We start from the raw sequence: 16,440 nt of genomic DNA on the forward strand, positions 1-16,440 counted from the left end.
TCACTTGTCGATCATAATCGCCTTTCTTGTCCGACTTTTGAACGAACGGTCAATATCCTAAAACTGGAAGATGGACATTTTAGTTATGCCCAGTATGGAATCAGCACTGCTTAATGTTGGCTATGCCTGTATAAACCTGAGTTTACAGGCCGAAAAAATCACGACAAATCGGGGAATGATTAAAAAAACATTTTCCGAAAAAGGAATTGCCTATGCATCCGAACTAGCTCTGAAAAACGTACAGGACCTGCTGAAAATTGTCGACTGGAATCTTGAGCATGGTTTTAAACTATTCCGTATTTCATCCGACTTATTCCCCTGGGCCTCTGAATATAAAATCAGTTCGTTACCCGACTACCCGGATATTCGGGAAACCCTCGAAGAAATCGGGAGTCGCCCCATTCGGCTAACCACCCACCCAGGGCCATTTAATCACCTCGCCGGGCAGGGTAAAGTGCTGGACAACACCATTACCGACCTGGAATATCAGTCTGAACTGTTTGATTTAATGGGCCTTGAGCCCTCGCATTGGAACAAAATAAATATTCATGCGGGTGGAACATATGGCGACAAAGCCGCTACCCTGGCTCGATTTGCTAAAAACTTTGGTTTACTCTCCGAAAACCTTCGCGCTCGCCTGACGGTGGAAAACGACGACCGGCCGAGTTTGTATACCGTAGAGGATTTACTGTATTTATACGAAATCATCGGTACGCCAATTGTTTTCGATTATTTCCATCATTCGTTAAATCCGGGTCAACAGTCTGAAGAAGAAGCTTTCCTGACGGCTTATGCTACCTGGGATGTACGGCCTGTGTTTCATTTTTCCGACTCGCGCCAGGAGCATGAAGATCCTAAAGCCCGTAAGGAAGCTCATGCCGACTGGCTTTACTCCGCCGTAAATATTTATGGGAAAGAGGTCGATATTGTTTTCGAGTCGAAAATGAAAGAACTGGCTATCCTGAAATTACGGGGCGAACTGGCGTAAAAAAAGCCCGCTGCGTTCGTGAGAACGCAGCGGGCGGGAACTGAGTGGCGGCCTGCCCTGTCCGAAAAGACAGGCCGCTCGTAAGATGAGGTGTAGTATGAATGGCCCGAAGGCTTCGGGAGCAACTCGTTCAGCTTAGTGCTGAATGTCTACCCGTGTCGTGAACTTCTTCTCGTTAGGACCTACAACAAAGGTGTAAGCGCCATCGGGGAGAGCGGATAAATCAAAGCGACGCACCGACCCTTTGAACGAATCAAGCTGAACCAACACGTTCTGCGCATCGTAAATAGCCACGCTGGCTTCGTTGATGTTCTTGGCGGGTAATGTCAGTTCGATTTTGTTTTTTTCGTAAGCCGTTACCGTTGGCTCCGTTAGTTGTTGTAAACCACGCTCGTCAACGTTAAGCGCGTTCCCTTTGATCGTCAACCCCTGCGACATCCACCAGGCGTTGCTGCTGGCGGTCAAAAAATACTGACCATCGGGCAGATTGTTCAGGTTCAACGAGGTCGTTTGTTTTGCGTTTTTCGAGATGGTGCCCCGGTAGAGAACGTTGCCGTCGGCATCGATGAGTGCCACGTCAACGGGTGTCCCCGGTTGTGTATAAATGCGTACTTTCTTTTGTTCGGACTTCTCTACTTTCACACCACTCATTCCTGATCCTGTGTCAGCTTTGGCACCCTGGAAACTGGCTACACTCATGACTGACAGTACTACAGCGATTGTTACACGGAATTTTTTCATTGGCTTGAAATTTTTTTTGTTTTACCGTGACAAAGGTGGGTGATGAAGGTGGTTCGGTGCAAGAGGCTGGTTGCTGAGAACCAGCCATTTAGGAAAAGTTCATATTTTAATTATATTCCTTCTGAGCAAAGTGGGGCGTTTATTGGAAAAATACAACAAGTCCCTATTTTATACTTATGAATTGTATTTTTCTAATAATTCTAATTTTTTGTACTCTATACGTTTGCGTACCTAATTTTCAATCTAATAATCCTATTTATGGAAAATGGTAAATTTAGAGTTAGTGCAACTCGCTAAATTATAGCGTTCCTTTTTCGAATTAACTGATCTAAAATAGCCGGATTTTAACGTACGCTGTGCGGAGCATCTACCCTGATTTGTCTACCATCCAGGCCGGAAATAATGGGCACTGCTCGTACCCGCAACCTCACATAACTGATGCATCGGGTATGAACAAGCATTAAATTCAGCCTAAACAATACGTTTCCGGAAAACCAAAGTCAATTGATTCGTCTTTCTATATAAAAAAGTAAGAGAACATATGGAAAAAGTACTTCAGGGACAGATTGCGTTAATCACCGGCTCAAGCAGTGGCATTGGTGCGGGTGTTGCTAAATCACTAGCAGAAGCAGGCGCAACGGTAGTTATCAACCACTCCTCGGATAAAAGTAAATCATCTGCCGATGCGGTACTCAAGGAAATCACCGATGCTGGGGGCTCTGGTATAGTCATTCAGTGCGACGTGAGCGAGGAAGATGAGGTAACTAAGCTTTTTGCTGATGTAGTGGCCAGGTACGGTACAATCGATATTTTAATCAATAATGCCGGGTTACAGCGCGATGCAAAGTTTCATGAGATGACGCTTGAGGATTGGAACACCGTAATCAAGGTAAATCTGACGGGTCAGTTCTTATGCGCCCGGGAAGCCATTCGTGAATTCTTACGCCGGGGACCACGGCCAGAGGTGTCATCTGCAACCGGTAAAATCATCTGTATGAGTTCAGTGCATGAGGTGATTCCCTGGGCCGGGCACGTCAATTACGCAGCGTCTAAAGGGGGTATTAAATTGATGATGCAGTCGCTGGCTCAGGAATATGGGGCCCAGGGCATTCGGGTGAATAGTATTTGTCCTGGTGCCATTCAAACCCCAATCAATCGGGGTGCCTGGGAAACGCCCCAGGCGCTGAACAGCCTGATGACGCTGATTCCCTACAACCGCATCGGTCAGCCCTCAGATATTGGTAATTTGGCTGTATTTCTTGCTTCCGATCAATCTGATTATATTACGGGAGCCAGCATTTTCATTGATGGCGGTATGACCGTTTTTGAAAGCTTTGCCGATAATGGATAAGCTTGGTGTGTAGGATGTAAGATGTATTTCAGCCAGCCTACACATACATCCTACATCCTTCCTATATCATATATCATACATCCCATACAGTTGACCACTGAACACAATCGTCTGAATGATCCGGCCTGGCGGCAATGGGGGCCGTATGTCTCCGACCGGCAATGGGGTACCGTACGCGAAGATTATAGCGCCAACGGAGATGCCTGGAACTATGTAACCCACGACAAGGCTCGCAGCTATACCTATCGCTGGGGAGAAGATGGCATTGCGGGCTTTAGTGATGATAAACAGCAGCTGTGCCTGGCCCTCGCACTGTGGAATGGGCAGGACCCTATTCTCAAAGAGCGATATTTTGGCCTCAGTAATGCCGAGGGAAATCATGGCGAAGATGTAAAAGAACTCTATTATTATCTCGATAATACGCCCTCCCATTCGTACCAGCGGATGCTCTATAAATACCCGCAGGCAGCTTATCCGTACGAACGGCTGGTAACCGAAAACGGTCGTCGGGGACGGCTGGACCCGGAATTTGAATTGCTGGATACCGGTCTGTTCGATCAGGATCGGTATTTCGATGTGTTTGTTGAGTATGCTAAAGCGGGTCCGCAGGATATTCTGATGGCGGTTACCATTCATAACCGAGGGCCGGAAACGGCCTCCCTACATGTATTGCCAACGCTTTGGTTTCGGAATACGTGGATCTTCGGCGATGATACCGATGGCGTACCCAACTACCATCCGTCGCTGATACTACAACCCGATAGAACGGTGTCGGTGGAGGATTCGGCCCTCGGTCGGTACATTCTTCATGCCGAAGGACAGCCCGACTGGCTGTTCTGCGAGAATGAATCGAATAGGGTGCGGCTGTACAATACCCATTTGGGCTCCTGCTATCCTAAAGATGGCATCAATGACTATCTGGTACATGGCACAGATACCGTCAATCCGGCAAAAAAAGGGACAAAAACCGCAGCGCATTATACAGTGACGATTCTGGCGGGTGGCTCGACCGTTGTTCGCCTTCGGCTCGAAGCGACCGGGCCGGTGGGAGTTGGTCTGGAAAAACCTTTCGCCACGTTCGATGACGTATTGGCTAATCGAAAACTAGAAGCGGATGAGTTCTACGCGCACATCCAGCCCGCCAACGCTACCGACGATGAAAAGCTCGTACAGCGACAAGCGTATGCCGGTATGCTCTGGAGTAAGCAGTACTATTATTATGATGTATCGCGGTGGCTGGCCGGCGATGCCAACAGTCCACCTCCGCCCCCCGAACGCCTGCATGGACGTAATCATACCTGGCTACAACTCATTAACGCGGGAGTTATCTCCATGCCCGATAAGTGGGAGTATCCGTGGTATGCTGCCTGGGACTGGGCTTTTCACTGCATATCCCTGTCAATCATCGACCCTGATTTAGCAAAGCAGCAATTAATGCTGCTTACTAACGAGTGGTTCATGCATCCGAATGGGCAGCTACCTGCCTACGAATGGAATTTCTCGGACGTGAATCCACCCGTTCAAGCCTGGGCTGCGTGGCGGATTTACCATCTCGAACTGGAGCGTAAGCCACCGGGCGAGCAGGACCTGACGTTTCTACGTGCCATTTTCCACAAGCTCATGCTTAACTTCACCTGGTGGGTGAATCGAAAAGATCAGTCGGGGAACAACATTTTTGAGGGAGGCTTTCTAGGACTCGATAACATCGGGGTGTTTGACCGAAACACAGCATTTCCGGACGGGAGTCATCTGGAACAGGCTGATGGCACGAGCTGGATGGCTATGTATGCCCTGAATATGATGCGAATTGCCCTCGAACTGGCCCGCCATGACCCGGTTTATGATGAAATGGCTACTAAGTTCTTCGACCACTTCCTGTACATCGCCGGGGCTATTACGCACATCGGAAATACAAACGTTGGTTTATGGGATGAAGAAGACGCGTTTTTCTACGACCAGCTACGTATGGAAGACGGCACAATCTATAGGATGAAGGTTCGTACGCTGGTCGGGCTTATTCCCATGTTTGCCGTGGAAGTGCTGGATGCTGAACTCTTGCAGGCAAATCCGGACTTTGTCGATCGAATGGTCTGGTTTCAGGGGCACCGTCCCGATTTATACCACCAAGTGTCGCGGTACGCCGAAAAAGGGGTCGATGAAAAAAGATTGCTGAGTCTGTTGCGGGGATTCCGTTTGAAAGCCCTGCTAGCCAGAATGCTGGACGAAACGGAGTTTTTAAGTCCGCACGGTGTCCGGGCTGTATCGAAAATATATCAGGAAAACCCCTACGAGTTTACGCTGGATCATACCACCTTTCGATTAGCCTATACCCCCGCTGAGAGCGATAGTGGCATGTTTGGGGGTAACAGTAACTGGCGTGGCCCGGTATGGATGCCAACAAATTACCTGATGGTCGAAAGTCTCGAACGGTTCTACCACTATTTCGGGGATAGCTTCACGGTCGAATTTCCAGTTGGCTCCGGACAGCAGATCACCCTCAAAGAGGTGGCCAGAGAGCTTAATAACCGACTCATCAGTCTATTTACATTAGATGCCAACGGAGAACGCCCGTCTTTCGGGAAACATCCAAAATACAAAGACCCCGATTTTCGGGACTATGTACTCTTTTACGAATACTTCGACGGAGATAATGGTCGGGGTGTGGGTGCCAGTCACCAGACAGGCTGGACCGGCCTGGTTGCCGAACTGATCAACCGGAAATACGGCAGTCTGCGGTAGGGGAGTGGTTGAGTAAAAAGAGAAAACGACTGGGGAGGTTCTTCGGCAGGAGGGGTCTAAACGCAACGATTCCCACCGATGGTCAGAGTTGATCTGAATCGGTGGGAATCGAATGGAAAGCGTGGAGATAACTAGCTTCTGGCTGGTTTCAGTACGGAATACCGCTGCTGTAGCATGTAATACGCTCCAAATAAAACAGCACTAAAGAACAAGTCGCCCAGCAGGCCGTTCAGAAAGAACGACGTGCCATTATAAAATGCCAGTCCGGCGGTGTAGCAGGTTAATAAACCAGCCGCCGTTTGTGGGTAAAACGTGCTGCCATACCAAACCGAAAAGTTTGTTACCAGAAAAAACAGTAGTGACGAAGTTACCGAAGCGGCAGCAATACGCCCGGCTGTTGGCTGTTTCAACGCCCACAAGCCTAGTAGCCAGGTAAGGCCGAAGCTGACATAAACAGAGCCCATATTGCCATGAAACCCGATCAGGCTATCGCTCAGCAGCATGGCCGCCATTGGCACGGCCAGTCCCAGCCACTTGCGCTCAAATCGGGAAGCCCCAAATAAGGCAAGGGCCGCAATGGGGGTAAAATTATACCAGTGAGGCACTAATCTGAACAAAGCTGTTGCCAGAACAAAAATGGTAAGCGTGGTTAAGCGAATCTGAAGCGGCTTCATAATAAAATCAACAGTTAAAAAAGGCCTGTGTACTAATAACTCGGCTTAGAACAGGCCAAAGTATCAACACCAGGGGCCAATACTCTGACTATATACCTGCAAAGGTAACTCCATTCACAGACATGGCAAAGCGCGATCCGACTGGTTTAATCAAGACCCTTAGCCAGCAGGTCACCGTCTGTATATTGGCGCGTAATTAATTAGACACCCTCCAATTATCCTTAACATCTGCCGCCCATCAATAGTTAGATAGTTGTCTAAATGATTAATTAGATATTTGTCTAAATGATTAAGTTATCGCTCATGAATAATTTGTTTAAGGCCTTGAATGACTCAACCCGTCGGCAGATACTCGACCTGCTGCGCGGGGGCGACATGAACGCCGGCGAAATTGCCGAGCGATTTGATATGTCCAAGCCCAGTATTTCGCATCACCTCGATTTATTACGGCAGTCGGGCTTGGTCGAAGCCACGAAACAGGGACAGTTTGTCAACTACAGCCTGAACACCACCGTCCTCGACGAATTGCTGGCCTGGCTGATTAGTTTTCAAAAAGCCGACCTGTCCACGACCGAAACAAGCACTCCCAAAAAAGTATCCTGAATCGTTAACAACTTTATCAATCATGAAAACGAATATTACTTCCATCGAAGTCCTGATCATTGTACTTCTGGTGGCACCGCTCGTCTATCTTGGTATTAGCTGGAATCAACTTCCCGCTGAGATTGCAACGCATTACGATCTGGCTGGTAACGAGAACGGTTGGATGACCAAAGAACAAGTTGCCCTGTTTACAGCGGTCATTTCGTTACTGCTTTATTTGGTCCTGCGCTTTTTGCCAAGGATTGATTCAAGAAATCAGTTGCAAACGGCAAATTATCAGAAGCTGCGTCTCGTGGTAACACTCCTTTTTTCGGCCATAATGGGTTGGGTCTTTTACATGGCCGGTCATAACGTTTCCAATGATGGCTTTGTGACGATTCTGATGGTGATTGTCAGTCTTACGTTTGTCGGTATTGGTAATTACATCATAACCATTAAGCCCAACTGGTTCGTAGGTATTCGTACCCCCTGGACACTCGATAATGAGATTGTCTGGCGAAAAACCCACCGGATGGGCGGTCGGCTCATGGTAGCTGGTGGCATTGTAAGTATGGTACTTGCCCTCTTCCTGCCAATGCCCTATAAAGTCGTCGTTATCGTCACCATTATTCTGCTGGTTACGTTGGTGCCGGTCGTCTACTCCTACATCTATTTCCAGCAGGAAAAAGCACACAAACTAAATTAACCACTGTTATCAACCCATAAAGTCAACTCACCATGAACCGTTTCAGTATTCCTGTTTTCTTACTTTTATTATCCTTTTGCCAGAACGCACTGGCACAAACTGAAGAGCCTATTCACTATAAAATAACCATGCCGACTGGTGCTGACCTAACGCTGGAAGGGACGCTGACAATCCCCGCAAATGCGAAAAAAGCCATACCAGTGGTGCTGATTATTGCAGGTTCGGGTCCAACGGATAGAAATTGCAATAACCCTTACGGAATGAAGCCAAATACATACAAAATGTTGGCTGACAGTTTAGTCAATAAAGGTATTGCTGTGGCCAGGTATGATAAACGTGGATCTGGTACGAACCTTCAGGCTGCCATGAAAACGATTAAGCCGGCAGAACATCGCTTTGAGTTTTTCGTGAGCGATGCCATCGGATTTATTAATCAATTGAAGGACGATAAACGCTTTTCAACGATTATCATTGCTGGCCATTCAGAAGGGTCGCTGGTGGGTATGCTGGCCGCAGAGAAGACAAAAGCAGATAAGTTTATTTCAATAGCAGGGCCTGGTCGAAATATTGCCGATGTATTAAAGGATCAGCTGAAGGCTGGACTATCAGACACGCTCAGTTCGGTAGCCAATACAATACTGGATTCACTAAAAGCTGGTCATACGGTTAAGCGAATAAATCCGTTTTTAATGGGGCTCTTTAATCCGGGTAATCAGCCCGGATTAATTTCATGGATGGTTTATAATCCAACTACCGTCATTAAGCAATTTTCGGGGCCGGTCTTACTTATCAACGGGAAGCACGATCTTCAGGTATCCACGAAAGAAGCTGAATTATTGAAAGTGGCTAGGCCCGATGCTACCTTAATTTTGGTTGACCAAATGAGCCATATACTCAAAAACGCTCCTCTTGACCGCACTGAAAATATTAAAACATATTCTGATCCTTCGTCGCCCCTTACACCAGGACTCGTAGATACTATTGCGAAATTCGTGAAGAGGTAATTGAAAACCAGTTGTCGATCAGTGCTCCCTTGCCGCTCGCAGAGAAAGTGCTATATAGTCTATCGTATTAATTTGGATAATAGTGGTGCAAATAGGCAATCAGTCGTTCAAATTGAATTTGTTCATAAGGATTTTGAGTTTGTTTACCCAGTAAGTTTCTATAACGCTCAATTAAATTATTGAACTGCGCATTGCGCGTGAGGTGAGCGGCTATTAATCCCTTGTAATAGCGGTGTAGCTGGTTATAAACATATCGACAGGGATGAGCCGGGTTTTCATTTAGCAGACGGTCCAACACAGGCAAAGTACATGAGGACGTGAGAAAAGCAAAGCCACTTGTTTGGAAAAACTGCTCGATTTTCCAACAGGCATCTACCAGTTCTTCGCCATTATGAATTCTGAATCGGACGAATTGGAAGTCACTGAATTGATTGATTGACACAGTAAGTGTAATCGCATCCTGATGACTCATTACCTGGTTGCGTAAAAATTGTTGGGCAATCTGCTCGATCTGTTCACTACGGCATCCGAGGGTAACGTCTAATATTGTTTCATCATTATAGAGGCCAAACAAGAGCATTACAGTCTGAAAACCCGTTGAAGTTGTCCGGCGATATTGTTTTTTATCAGGGAGTAAAACGAATCCTTGCCGCTCAAAAAAAGGCGTCAGATGTTGATAAAGTATTGTTTCAAAAGACGTAAACGTCATAAGTGTATCGACAAAACGGCTATCAGGAACGATTATAACCCGTTCAGTATAAATTAGTTTTAATTGTTTCGATAAAGTCAGGCTATTTTACCATGAACAATCTGAACCAAAGTGCCAGGTTTCAGGTTTTCAAAAAAGCAGACTTATGTATGCATGACAATTTGGGGACGACCGGAATTGACAGCTTGCTGAGGTCGCGTGTAAGCATGCCGGGAGTTGACGGTATTTCCCGCCCAAACAAATCGTCAAAACAATAACTGGCGAATATAACTACGCCATGGCTGCCTAATCCGGAGGATTAAGCAATAGCCATTGTCTCCCCGGCCTACGTGCTGCTGGCTGGATCAGGAGGCATCGACTCGCAGCGCTGGCTCGGTTTATGGTGTTAACGGCCGAGTAAGACACAAGCACCTACGGATGAAGCTTGGTTTGGTACACACCGGGCCGATTCCCGACAATTCTAAGAGTACCTAAGCATGTAGAAGGCACGACGGGTTCCTTGACTGGACGAGAGTTCGAATCTCTCCGTCTCCACTGGTTAAAAAAAACTCAATACATTAGTTGTATTGAGTTTTTTTTTAACCAGTGGAGACCGTGTTGATGCTATTAGCGAGCGAAAATTATTAAACCACTGAAAATTAACCCTTCGTAAATATGCTTTTGCTGAGCTTAATTATAAGCTATTAATTTAAATAGTTGTTACAATCCGGCTACAATCTCCCTTTTGTAGAAAAATTTGCCAAGCAAAAAAGATTCTATTGATTAGATTTTCTTTTTTAAAAACAAGACTACCTATATTTGCAAAACCTGTTAGTCAATATTAATAAATATACTGTCGAATGAAAGCGAAGCAAATAAGGTTCTTCTCACCTGATGAGAATAGCGAAGCCAAGAAAAAGGAAGAAAAGCCTGTTGTTAAGACCTCACCTGTTACTGGCTATATTTCATCAACGGGTAAATTAGTTTTCCCGTCTAAAGCGATCTCGCAATTAGGACTTGACCCTAGTAATAATCGGTTTAAGGTAGGTACGCAGGATGGGAAACGGAAGATAAAATCATTATATCTGATCCCGGGTAGCGAAGGTGAAGAGCAAACGTTCGAACTAGTTCAAGGGGCGAAAAGTTATGCTATTTCGCTTCCAATTATACTGCAGAAGGGAGGTATAGATTTCGCGGAAACGAAATATAACTTCGTGGTAAAACCATTTGATTATGAAGAGGACGTAACTGGATATGAGTTGAAATTTACGAATGAAAACCCAAAGCCTGAGTATACAGGCAAGCCTCGTGGGCGTAAGAAACTGAATGCGTCAGTAGAATAATATCTTTCTATTGCTGATAAAGATTCTATACCCTTACAAATCAAGCCGACAAACAGCCAGACTATAAATTTTCTAGTCTGGCTGTTTGTCGGCTTGATTTGTAAGGGTATAGATTGTAATTTAAATGATGATCTAAGACGCTAGCTTATAGCTATTTCCGCGAATAGTAAGTTATCTATGAAAGTATTGTTCGATGAGAACAGGCATATAGTCAAAAATTTGCTAATAATATGTCAATGGATTTGACTAGTACTGCGAGGAAGTAAACCCTAGTATTAATGAAGTGATCGGTAGGGAAGTTGAAAACACTTTACGCCTATTAATAGGAATCATAAACTCTGGCAATTTGTTCTGTATTATATGCATAAATATGTGTTTATATGTTTGTGTAAAACTCTTCAGCTCTCTATTAACACTTATGGGTAAGTTGATAACAAAATTGAATATAGATGTAGTTAATTGATTTATTTCGTATATATATGTTAAGTATTTATCTGTATGTGGTCAAGATGATATAAGAAGTATTGAAATTTTAACGGCTGATTTAGGATTGAGTATTTTGTTTGTTGTTAAGGTAGTTGTATCGTTCTTTCGAGTGCATACGCATATAAAAATTAGAAAATTTCCTCTATCCCTGCTATAGTTTTGGCTATTGTAACCACTTCTTACAGGCAAAAACAGTTGCGGTAATAATTTTGCACGTATGACCCGGAACCAACTTAATGATCTGATTGAACAGGGTGAACATTCCCGACTGGAATTTAAACGTACGCTTTCGTCTGCCTATCGGATAGCTCGAACATTGGCCGCTTTGGCTAACACATCGGGGGGGATATTATTGATTGGTATTTCTGATAGTGGAAAAATAATGGGTGTGGCTTCCGAGTTTCGGGAAATGCAGAAAATTGAAGAAGCAACTGATCGTTTGGTTGAACCAGCTTTGTCAATAACCTACGAAACCATGGCTCCCGATGGTCGGCTCGTTTTAATTATCTCCATACCTGAAAGCGATGATAAGCCACACTATGTAATGGATGAGTCGGGTAAACGTACCATTTATGTTCGGGCAAAAGATAAATCAGTACCTACCAGCAAATTAATCATTACACCCCAGATGGCGGATCGTGAACTGCTGAAGTCACCCATGGCACGCACGCTGATTCAGTACCTTCGTAAAAATGAATTCATCACAGCTGACAAGTTTGGCAAACTTATCAATATATCTGACTACAGGGCGGGTAAACTACTTCGGCAACTGGCCGAACGAGGTTTGCTTATTCTAATTGATAAACCACGCCCAGTACGGTACGCTCTTAAACTGGCAGAGTAATCCATGTAGTATCTTTGCAGGTATGGTAACGGAGACAGAAGCAATCACAAAAGAACAGATTACAGCATTTTTTAAGGATCTTCAGGATCAGATCTGTCAATCGCTGGAGCAGGCCGATGGTGGTGGAAAATTTCGGGAGGATTCCTGGCAGCGGCCGGGTGGCGGGGGAGGACGTTCGCGAATTATGACCAACGGAACTGTCATTGAAAAAGGAGGAGTCGGTTTCTCGGCCGTACATGGCGAAGCGACCGAGGCAACACTTCGTACGCTGAACCTCACGGAGCCCGCAGAATTTTACGCAACTGGTGTATCCATAGTTTTACACCCGCACAGCCCACTAGTGCCAATAATACATATGAATGTTCGGTATTTTGAAATGAGTACAGGGCATAATTGGTTTGGCGGTGGTATTGATTTAACCCCCCATTATGTGGTAGAGGAGGATGCCAGCTGGTTTCATCAGTCGCTTAAACGGGTTTGCGACCGTCATGATCCAACCTATTATACGAAATTTAAACCTTGGGCAGACGATTATTTTTACATTCCACATCGGCAGGAAACACGTGGAATTGGGGGCATTTTCTTTGATTACCTAAAGCCGACTGAGAGTTGCAGTAAAAAAGATTTGTTTGATTTTGTGCAGGATGTTGGAAAGGCATTTGCTCCCATCTATACGCATTTTATGCATCAAAATCGGGAATTAGCATACGGTGAGCAGGAAAAAGTCTGGCAGTTATTACGTCGTGGCCGTTATGTAGAATTTAATCTTGTCTGGGATAGAGGGACAAAGTTTGGCCTTGAAACCAATGGTCGTACAGAATCCATACTAATGAGTATGCCCCCACAGGCAAATTGGGTTTATGATTTCAGGGTTGAACCCGGAAGTCTTGAAGAGAAAACCCAGGCTCTGCTTTGTAAAGGGAAAAACTGGGTGTAAGAGTAATAATATGAGAAAACGTTATGAAGTATATAGTCAGCTATTTATGGGCAAACTTCATAACGTTAGTATACATGTGATAAACTTCATTGCAGAACGTATTTTCAGTAGGGTTAAACTTCGCTTCTTTGTAGTAAAATAAATCAAAATTACAATAAGGGAATAATAGTCATTGATACTAGCTTTTCAACTTATTACCGTGTCAAAAAGTAATGATCAGGCGTTTTAGAACAGTTTGATCAAGCACACGGCATTTTTTGGATTAATACCGTGTGAGCCCATAAAATTAGTGTATGTACATCAATTGGCGGGTTTAAAGAAAAACGGAAAAGTGCGGTTTTAAGAAAAATGTAACTTTAATCATTGCATTGGGATTGTACCAGTTTGGAATTATAAAACACTACCCTTTTTCAACAAAAAAAAGCCTGACTGAGTACATCCATTGATCAACGGATGTACTCAGTCAGGCTTTTTTTTGTTGAAAAAGGATTTTAAGATTTACTATATGTAGTTAATAGGCAGACAATGATACAAGCTAACCTCCTGATCGTACAAACAATCAATTAAATCAGGTTAAAGAGCCTCATCTGCTCATATCAGGCAGGTATCAACGCATATTTATTGACTCATTTAATAGCTCAATCCACTCATTTTCAAGTGATTTTATGTGGCTGGAAATGGTATGGCCGTCAAATGCATCCGCAGGAAGCTGTATGCTTTGTCCGTCATCATGTAGTTCAATCGTAATGATCTGGCAACCTTTTAGCGTGAGAAGACTTACTGCGTCGAAAGCAAATTCCAGGTTATTAAACCACCACGAAAAATTTCGAATCTGTGTATGTTTGTTTATTGTAGAGAATGTAAACAGCATAAAAGGAAAGCTTGAGGTTACGGACAGACAATAATAACTTTTTTATTAACGCAAATGATGCTATGAGTAACATTATTTTTAAAAATAATGAAATCGTAAAAATTAATCTTAGTTATTTTTAATAAACTTTCTTTTTTAGAGTTTATTATCTTGTTTGTTATAAATATATAGTTTAAGTAGATTAGTATTGGCTACCGACCAGAGTCGACTACTTATATGACAGGTTAGCCACTCTGTCTGCTCTGAGATAACCATTAATATTTAAATCTACGGCTTACAGGCAATTGGCTTGTAACTATTCAACGAACAAAGAATATTGATTTAAAAGACAAATAGTATTTAATGAAACTAATTATATAGACTAAAATGGTTAGTGCTTTCTCTCAACAGATTGTAAATATTTTGGCATTTCTCAGATGAGAAAAATAAAAACCGTAGTATGTATAGGTTTGCTTAGTTTTACGAGAGTAATAGAAATGAGCAATTTGAAGAGCCTGTTAGCTCAGTCTATTAAAAACTGAGTAACGGTAGAGTTTGTGTTTTTAGAGAAGGTATTCATAATGAAAAAAAAATGGTTAATACTAGTGGTCTGCTCACTGCTTGCCGGTGGGTGCCAGCAGGCGGATCGAGTACCGTGTACGGAAACCGCCGTGACTACTAAAGCGCCTGATGAAGAGATTAAGGCAGTTAAGCAGTTTATTGAAACCGGCCGAATTAAAGCCAAGGCAGACAGCCGGGGTTTTTACTATGCCATACAGTCGGCGGGAGTAGGTGCTAAGCCAACCGTATGCTCTAATGTGACCGTCAATTACTCGGGCAGGCTGACCAATGGGAAGGTATTTGACAGTGCTGAAGATATACGGTTTGATTTGAACCAGCTTATTGTTGGCTGGCAGGAGGGGATTCCACTAATAGCACCCGGTGGTAAAATTGTACTTTATTTGCCGCCCAGTCTGGCTTACGGTGCGCAGGAGCAGAATGATATCCCGGCAAATTCTATCCTCGTCTTTGAGATAGATCTTATCGACATTAACTGAGGTCAACACCAGGTTTAACCAGACTATGGTGAACCTTACCAAGTCAATAAAATAGGCCTAGTTGATCGTTATTGGTACATCCGCTGGTATAGAGGCTGGTTTATTCAGTGCGATCAGCGTTATAACAGCGGAGAGCAGAAGAGAGCCCGCCATAAATAGATAGGAGGATCCAAAACCACCGGTGGAGCCGTTTAAATAGCCTACTATATAGGAACCGATAAATGAACCCAATGCGCCAAAACTATTGATGAGGGCCATAGCTCCTCCCGCTACGTTTTTGGGTAGTAATTCCGGGATGATCGCGAAAAAAGGGCCGTAGGGAGCATACATAGCCCCTCCGGCAATAATGAGCAGGATGAACGAAATCCAGAAATGATCGGCCCCGATTAAGTAAGAACCATAAAAGGCGATAGCTCCTACCAGTAAAAAAGGCCAGACGAATGATTTGCGGTTTTGTGTTTTATCTGAAAGGTAAGATGCGCTTAACATGCCAATAATGGCAAGTACGTAAGGTATTGAGGATAGCCAGCCCGTTTTAACGATCGTCATGTTGGGTGCTGCATTTAAAATAGATGGCAGCCACATGACAAAGCCATATACGCCGATACTCCATAAAGCATATTGCAGGCTAAGCAATATGACAATCCTGGACTTGAAGGCCTCTGCATAATTTTTTACCGGTTTGATCGCCTGCTGTTCCCGTTGTAACTGATTTACCAGGGCTTCTTTCTCGGAGGAGGTTAGCCACTTCGCATCTTCGGGGGTATTGTCAACCAGTCGCCACCAAAAAAACGCCCAGATAATAGCCGGTAGCCCTTCAAGTATAAACATCCATCGCCACCCAACTGCCTGAACCAGGTAACCCGATAGCACGGACATCCAGAGAATGGTAGCCGGATTACCCAGAATGAGAAAGGTGTTGGCCTGAGAACGTTCTGCTTTGGTAAACCACCGACTTAAGAAGAGCAGCATCGACGGCATTACTGCACTTTCGACTACGCCCAGCATAAAGCGAATGATAATCAATAGGTTGACATTACTGATAATACCCGTTGCCATGGCCAGCCCACCCCACAGGATCAAGGACCAGAAAATCAGGAATTTTGCGCTTTTCTTCTCCGCATAAACAGCGCCCGGTACCTGAAAGAAAAAATAGCCTAAAAAGAATAGCGAACCCAGCAGCGACGACATGCCCGGGGTAATATCCAGATCTTTCGCCATGCCACTGGCTGCACCAAATCCGAAATTTGCCCGATCTAAATAAGCCAGACTATAAGTGATAAAAGCAATTGGGAGAAGCCGATACCAACGAGATTTTGCAATGACTTTTTCCATATTCGTTTATTACCCCTTATAAATCGTGCCTGCCACCTAACAAGCCAATGGGTAACAACTACTAAAGGTAGGCGGGTAGGCGCTCTACTGAGATACCAGGCACTTACTCGCAAA

General features: G+C 44.5%; 14 protein-coding genes and 1 other RNA gene. 11 read left to right on the forward strand and 4 right to left on the reverse strand.

The genetic code is table 11. The features are described from left to right. Window positions 1-94 precede the first annotated feature (94 nt). Complete coding sequence (gene uvsE / locus CRO74_RS08345) at window positions 95-988, forward strand: UV DNA damage repair endonuclease UvsE (RefSeq protein ID WP_097126058.1); 894 nt, start codon at window positions 95-97, stop codon at window positions 986-988. A 135-nt stretch (window positions 989-1,123) separates the two neighbouring features. Here uvsE and CRO74_RS08350 read toward each other — a convergent pair whose 3' ends face one another. Further along, entirely contained in the window at window positions 1,124-1,729 is a 606-nt protein-coding gene (locus CRO74_RS08350; protein ID WP_097125510.1) for a T9SS type A sorting domain-containing protein, read from the reverse strand. A 541-nt stretch (window positions 1,730-2,270) separates the two neighbouring features. Between CRO74_RS08350 and CRO74_RS08355 the strand changes: the two genes are divergently transcribed. Both CRO74_RS08355 and CRO74_RS08360 read left to right on the forward strand, forming a co-directional pair. After that, entirely contained in the window at window positions 2,271-3,080 is an 810-nt protein-coding gene (locus tag CRO74_RS08355) for an SDR family oxidoreductase (protein ID WP_097125511.1), read from the forward strand. 90 nt (window positions 3,081-3,170) lie between these two features. Continuing rightward, entirely contained in the window at window positions 3,171-5,819 is a 2,649-nt protein-coding gene (locus CRO74_RS08360) for an MGH1-like glycoside hydrolase domain-containing protein (RefSeq protein WP_097125512.1), read from the forward strand. A gap of 131 nt (window positions 5,820-5,950) precedes the next feature. On the opposite strand, the gene CRO74_RS08365 is transcribed toward CRO74_RS08360, so the two are convergent. After that, window positions 5,951-6,493 carry a DUF6580 family putative transport protein gene (locus CRO74_RS08365; protein ID WP_097125513.1) on the reverse strand — a complete coding sequence of 181 codons (543 nt, stop codon included), beginning with the start codon at window positions 6,491-6,493 and terminating at the stop codon, window positions 5,951-5,953. Between the two features lie 303 nt (window positions 6,494-6,796). Here CRO74_RS08365 and CRO74_RS08370 point away from each other — a divergent pair, with 303 nt between their 5' ends. Genes CRO74_RS08370 through CRO74_RS08380 form a run of 3 tightly spaced genes read left to right on the forward strand, consistent with a single transcriptional unit; the run spans window position 6,797 to window position 8,785 of the window. Further along, window positions 6,797-7,096: an autorepressor SdpR family transcription factor gene (locus tag CRO74_RS08370; RefSeq protein WP_097126059.1), complete on the forward strand. Its 300-nt coding sequence runs from the start codon at window positions 6,797-6,799 to the stop codon at window positions 7,094-7,096. Between the two features lie 22 nt (window positions 7,097-7,118). After that, window positions 7,119-7,781: an SdpI family protein gene (locus CRO74_RS08375; RefSeq protein WP_097125514.1), complete on the forward strand. Its 663-nt coding sequence runs from the start codon at window positions 7,119-7,121 to the stop codon at window positions 7,779-7,781. Window positions 7,782-7,813: 32 nt separating this feature from the next. Further along, complete coding sequence (locus CRO74_RS08380; RefSeq protein WP_097125515.1) at window positions 7,814-8,785, forward strand: alpha/beta hydrolase; 972 nt, start codon at window positions 7,814-7,816, stop codon at window positions 8,783-8,785. 67 nt (window positions 8,786-8,852) lie between these two features. Here the strand turns inward: CRO74_RS08380 and CRO74_RS08385 are convergent, their stop codons facing one another. Next, on the reverse strand, window positions 8,853-9,494 hold the full coding sequence (locus CRO74_RS08385; RefSeq protein ID WP_097125516.1) for a hypothetical protein: 642 nt from the start codon (window positions 9,492-9,494) through the stop codon (window positions 8,853-8,855). A 163-nt stretch (window positions 9,495-9,657) separates the two neighbouring features. Here CRO74_RS08385 and ssrA point away from each other — a divergent pair. The 5 genes from ssrA (at window position 9,658) to CRO74_RS08415 (ending at window position 14,991) form a co-directional block, all read left to right on the forward strand. After that, window positions 9,658-10,031, forward strand: a transfer-messenger RNA (tmRNA) gene (gene ssrA, locus CRO74_RS08390). A gap of 302 nt (window positions 10,032-10,333) precedes the next feature. Then, complete coding sequence (locus tag CRO74_RS08395; RefSeq protein WP_097125517.1) at window positions 10,334-10,816, forward strand: hypothetical protein; 483 nt, start codon at window positions 10,334-10,336, stop codon at window positions 10,814-10,816. Window positions 10,817-11,519: 703 nt separating this feature from the next. Further along, entirely contained in the window at window positions 11,520-12,146 is a 627-nt protein-coding gene (locus CRO74_RS08400; RefSeq protein WP_097125518.1) for an AlbA family DNA-binding domain-containing protein, read from the forward strand. Window positions 12,147-12,168: 22 nt separating this feature from the next. Beyond that, window positions 12,169-13,083: an oxygen-dependent coproporphyrinogen oxidase gene (gene hemF / locus CRO74_RS08405; protein ID WP_097125519.1), complete on the forward strand. Its 915-nt coding sequence runs from the start codon at window positions 12,169-12,171 to the stop codon at window positions 13,081-13,083. A 1,521-nt stretch (window positions 13,084-14,604) separates the two neighbouring features. Continuing rightward, entirely contained in the window at window positions 14,605-14,991 is a 387-nt protein-coding gene (locus CRO74_RS08415; RefSeq protein ID WP_245877784.1) for an FKBP-type peptidyl-prolyl cis-trans isomerase, read from the forward strand. A 57-nt stretch (window positions 14,992-15,048) separates the two neighbouring features. Here the strand turns inward: CRO74_RS08415 and CRO74_RS08420 are convergent, their stop codons facing one another. Further along, window positions 15,049-16,326, reverse strand: a complete 1,278-nt coding sequence (locus CRO74_RS08420; RefSeq protein ID WP_097125521.1) for an MFS transporter — start codon at window positions 16,324-16,326, stop codon at window positions 15,049-15,051. Window positions 16,327-16,440: the final 114 nt, after the last annotated feature.

Source organism: Spirosoma fluviale (genome assembly GCF_900230225.1).
Lineage (GTDB): Bacteria > Bacteroidota > Bacteroidia > Cytophagales > Spirosomataceae > Spirosoma > Spirosoma fluviale.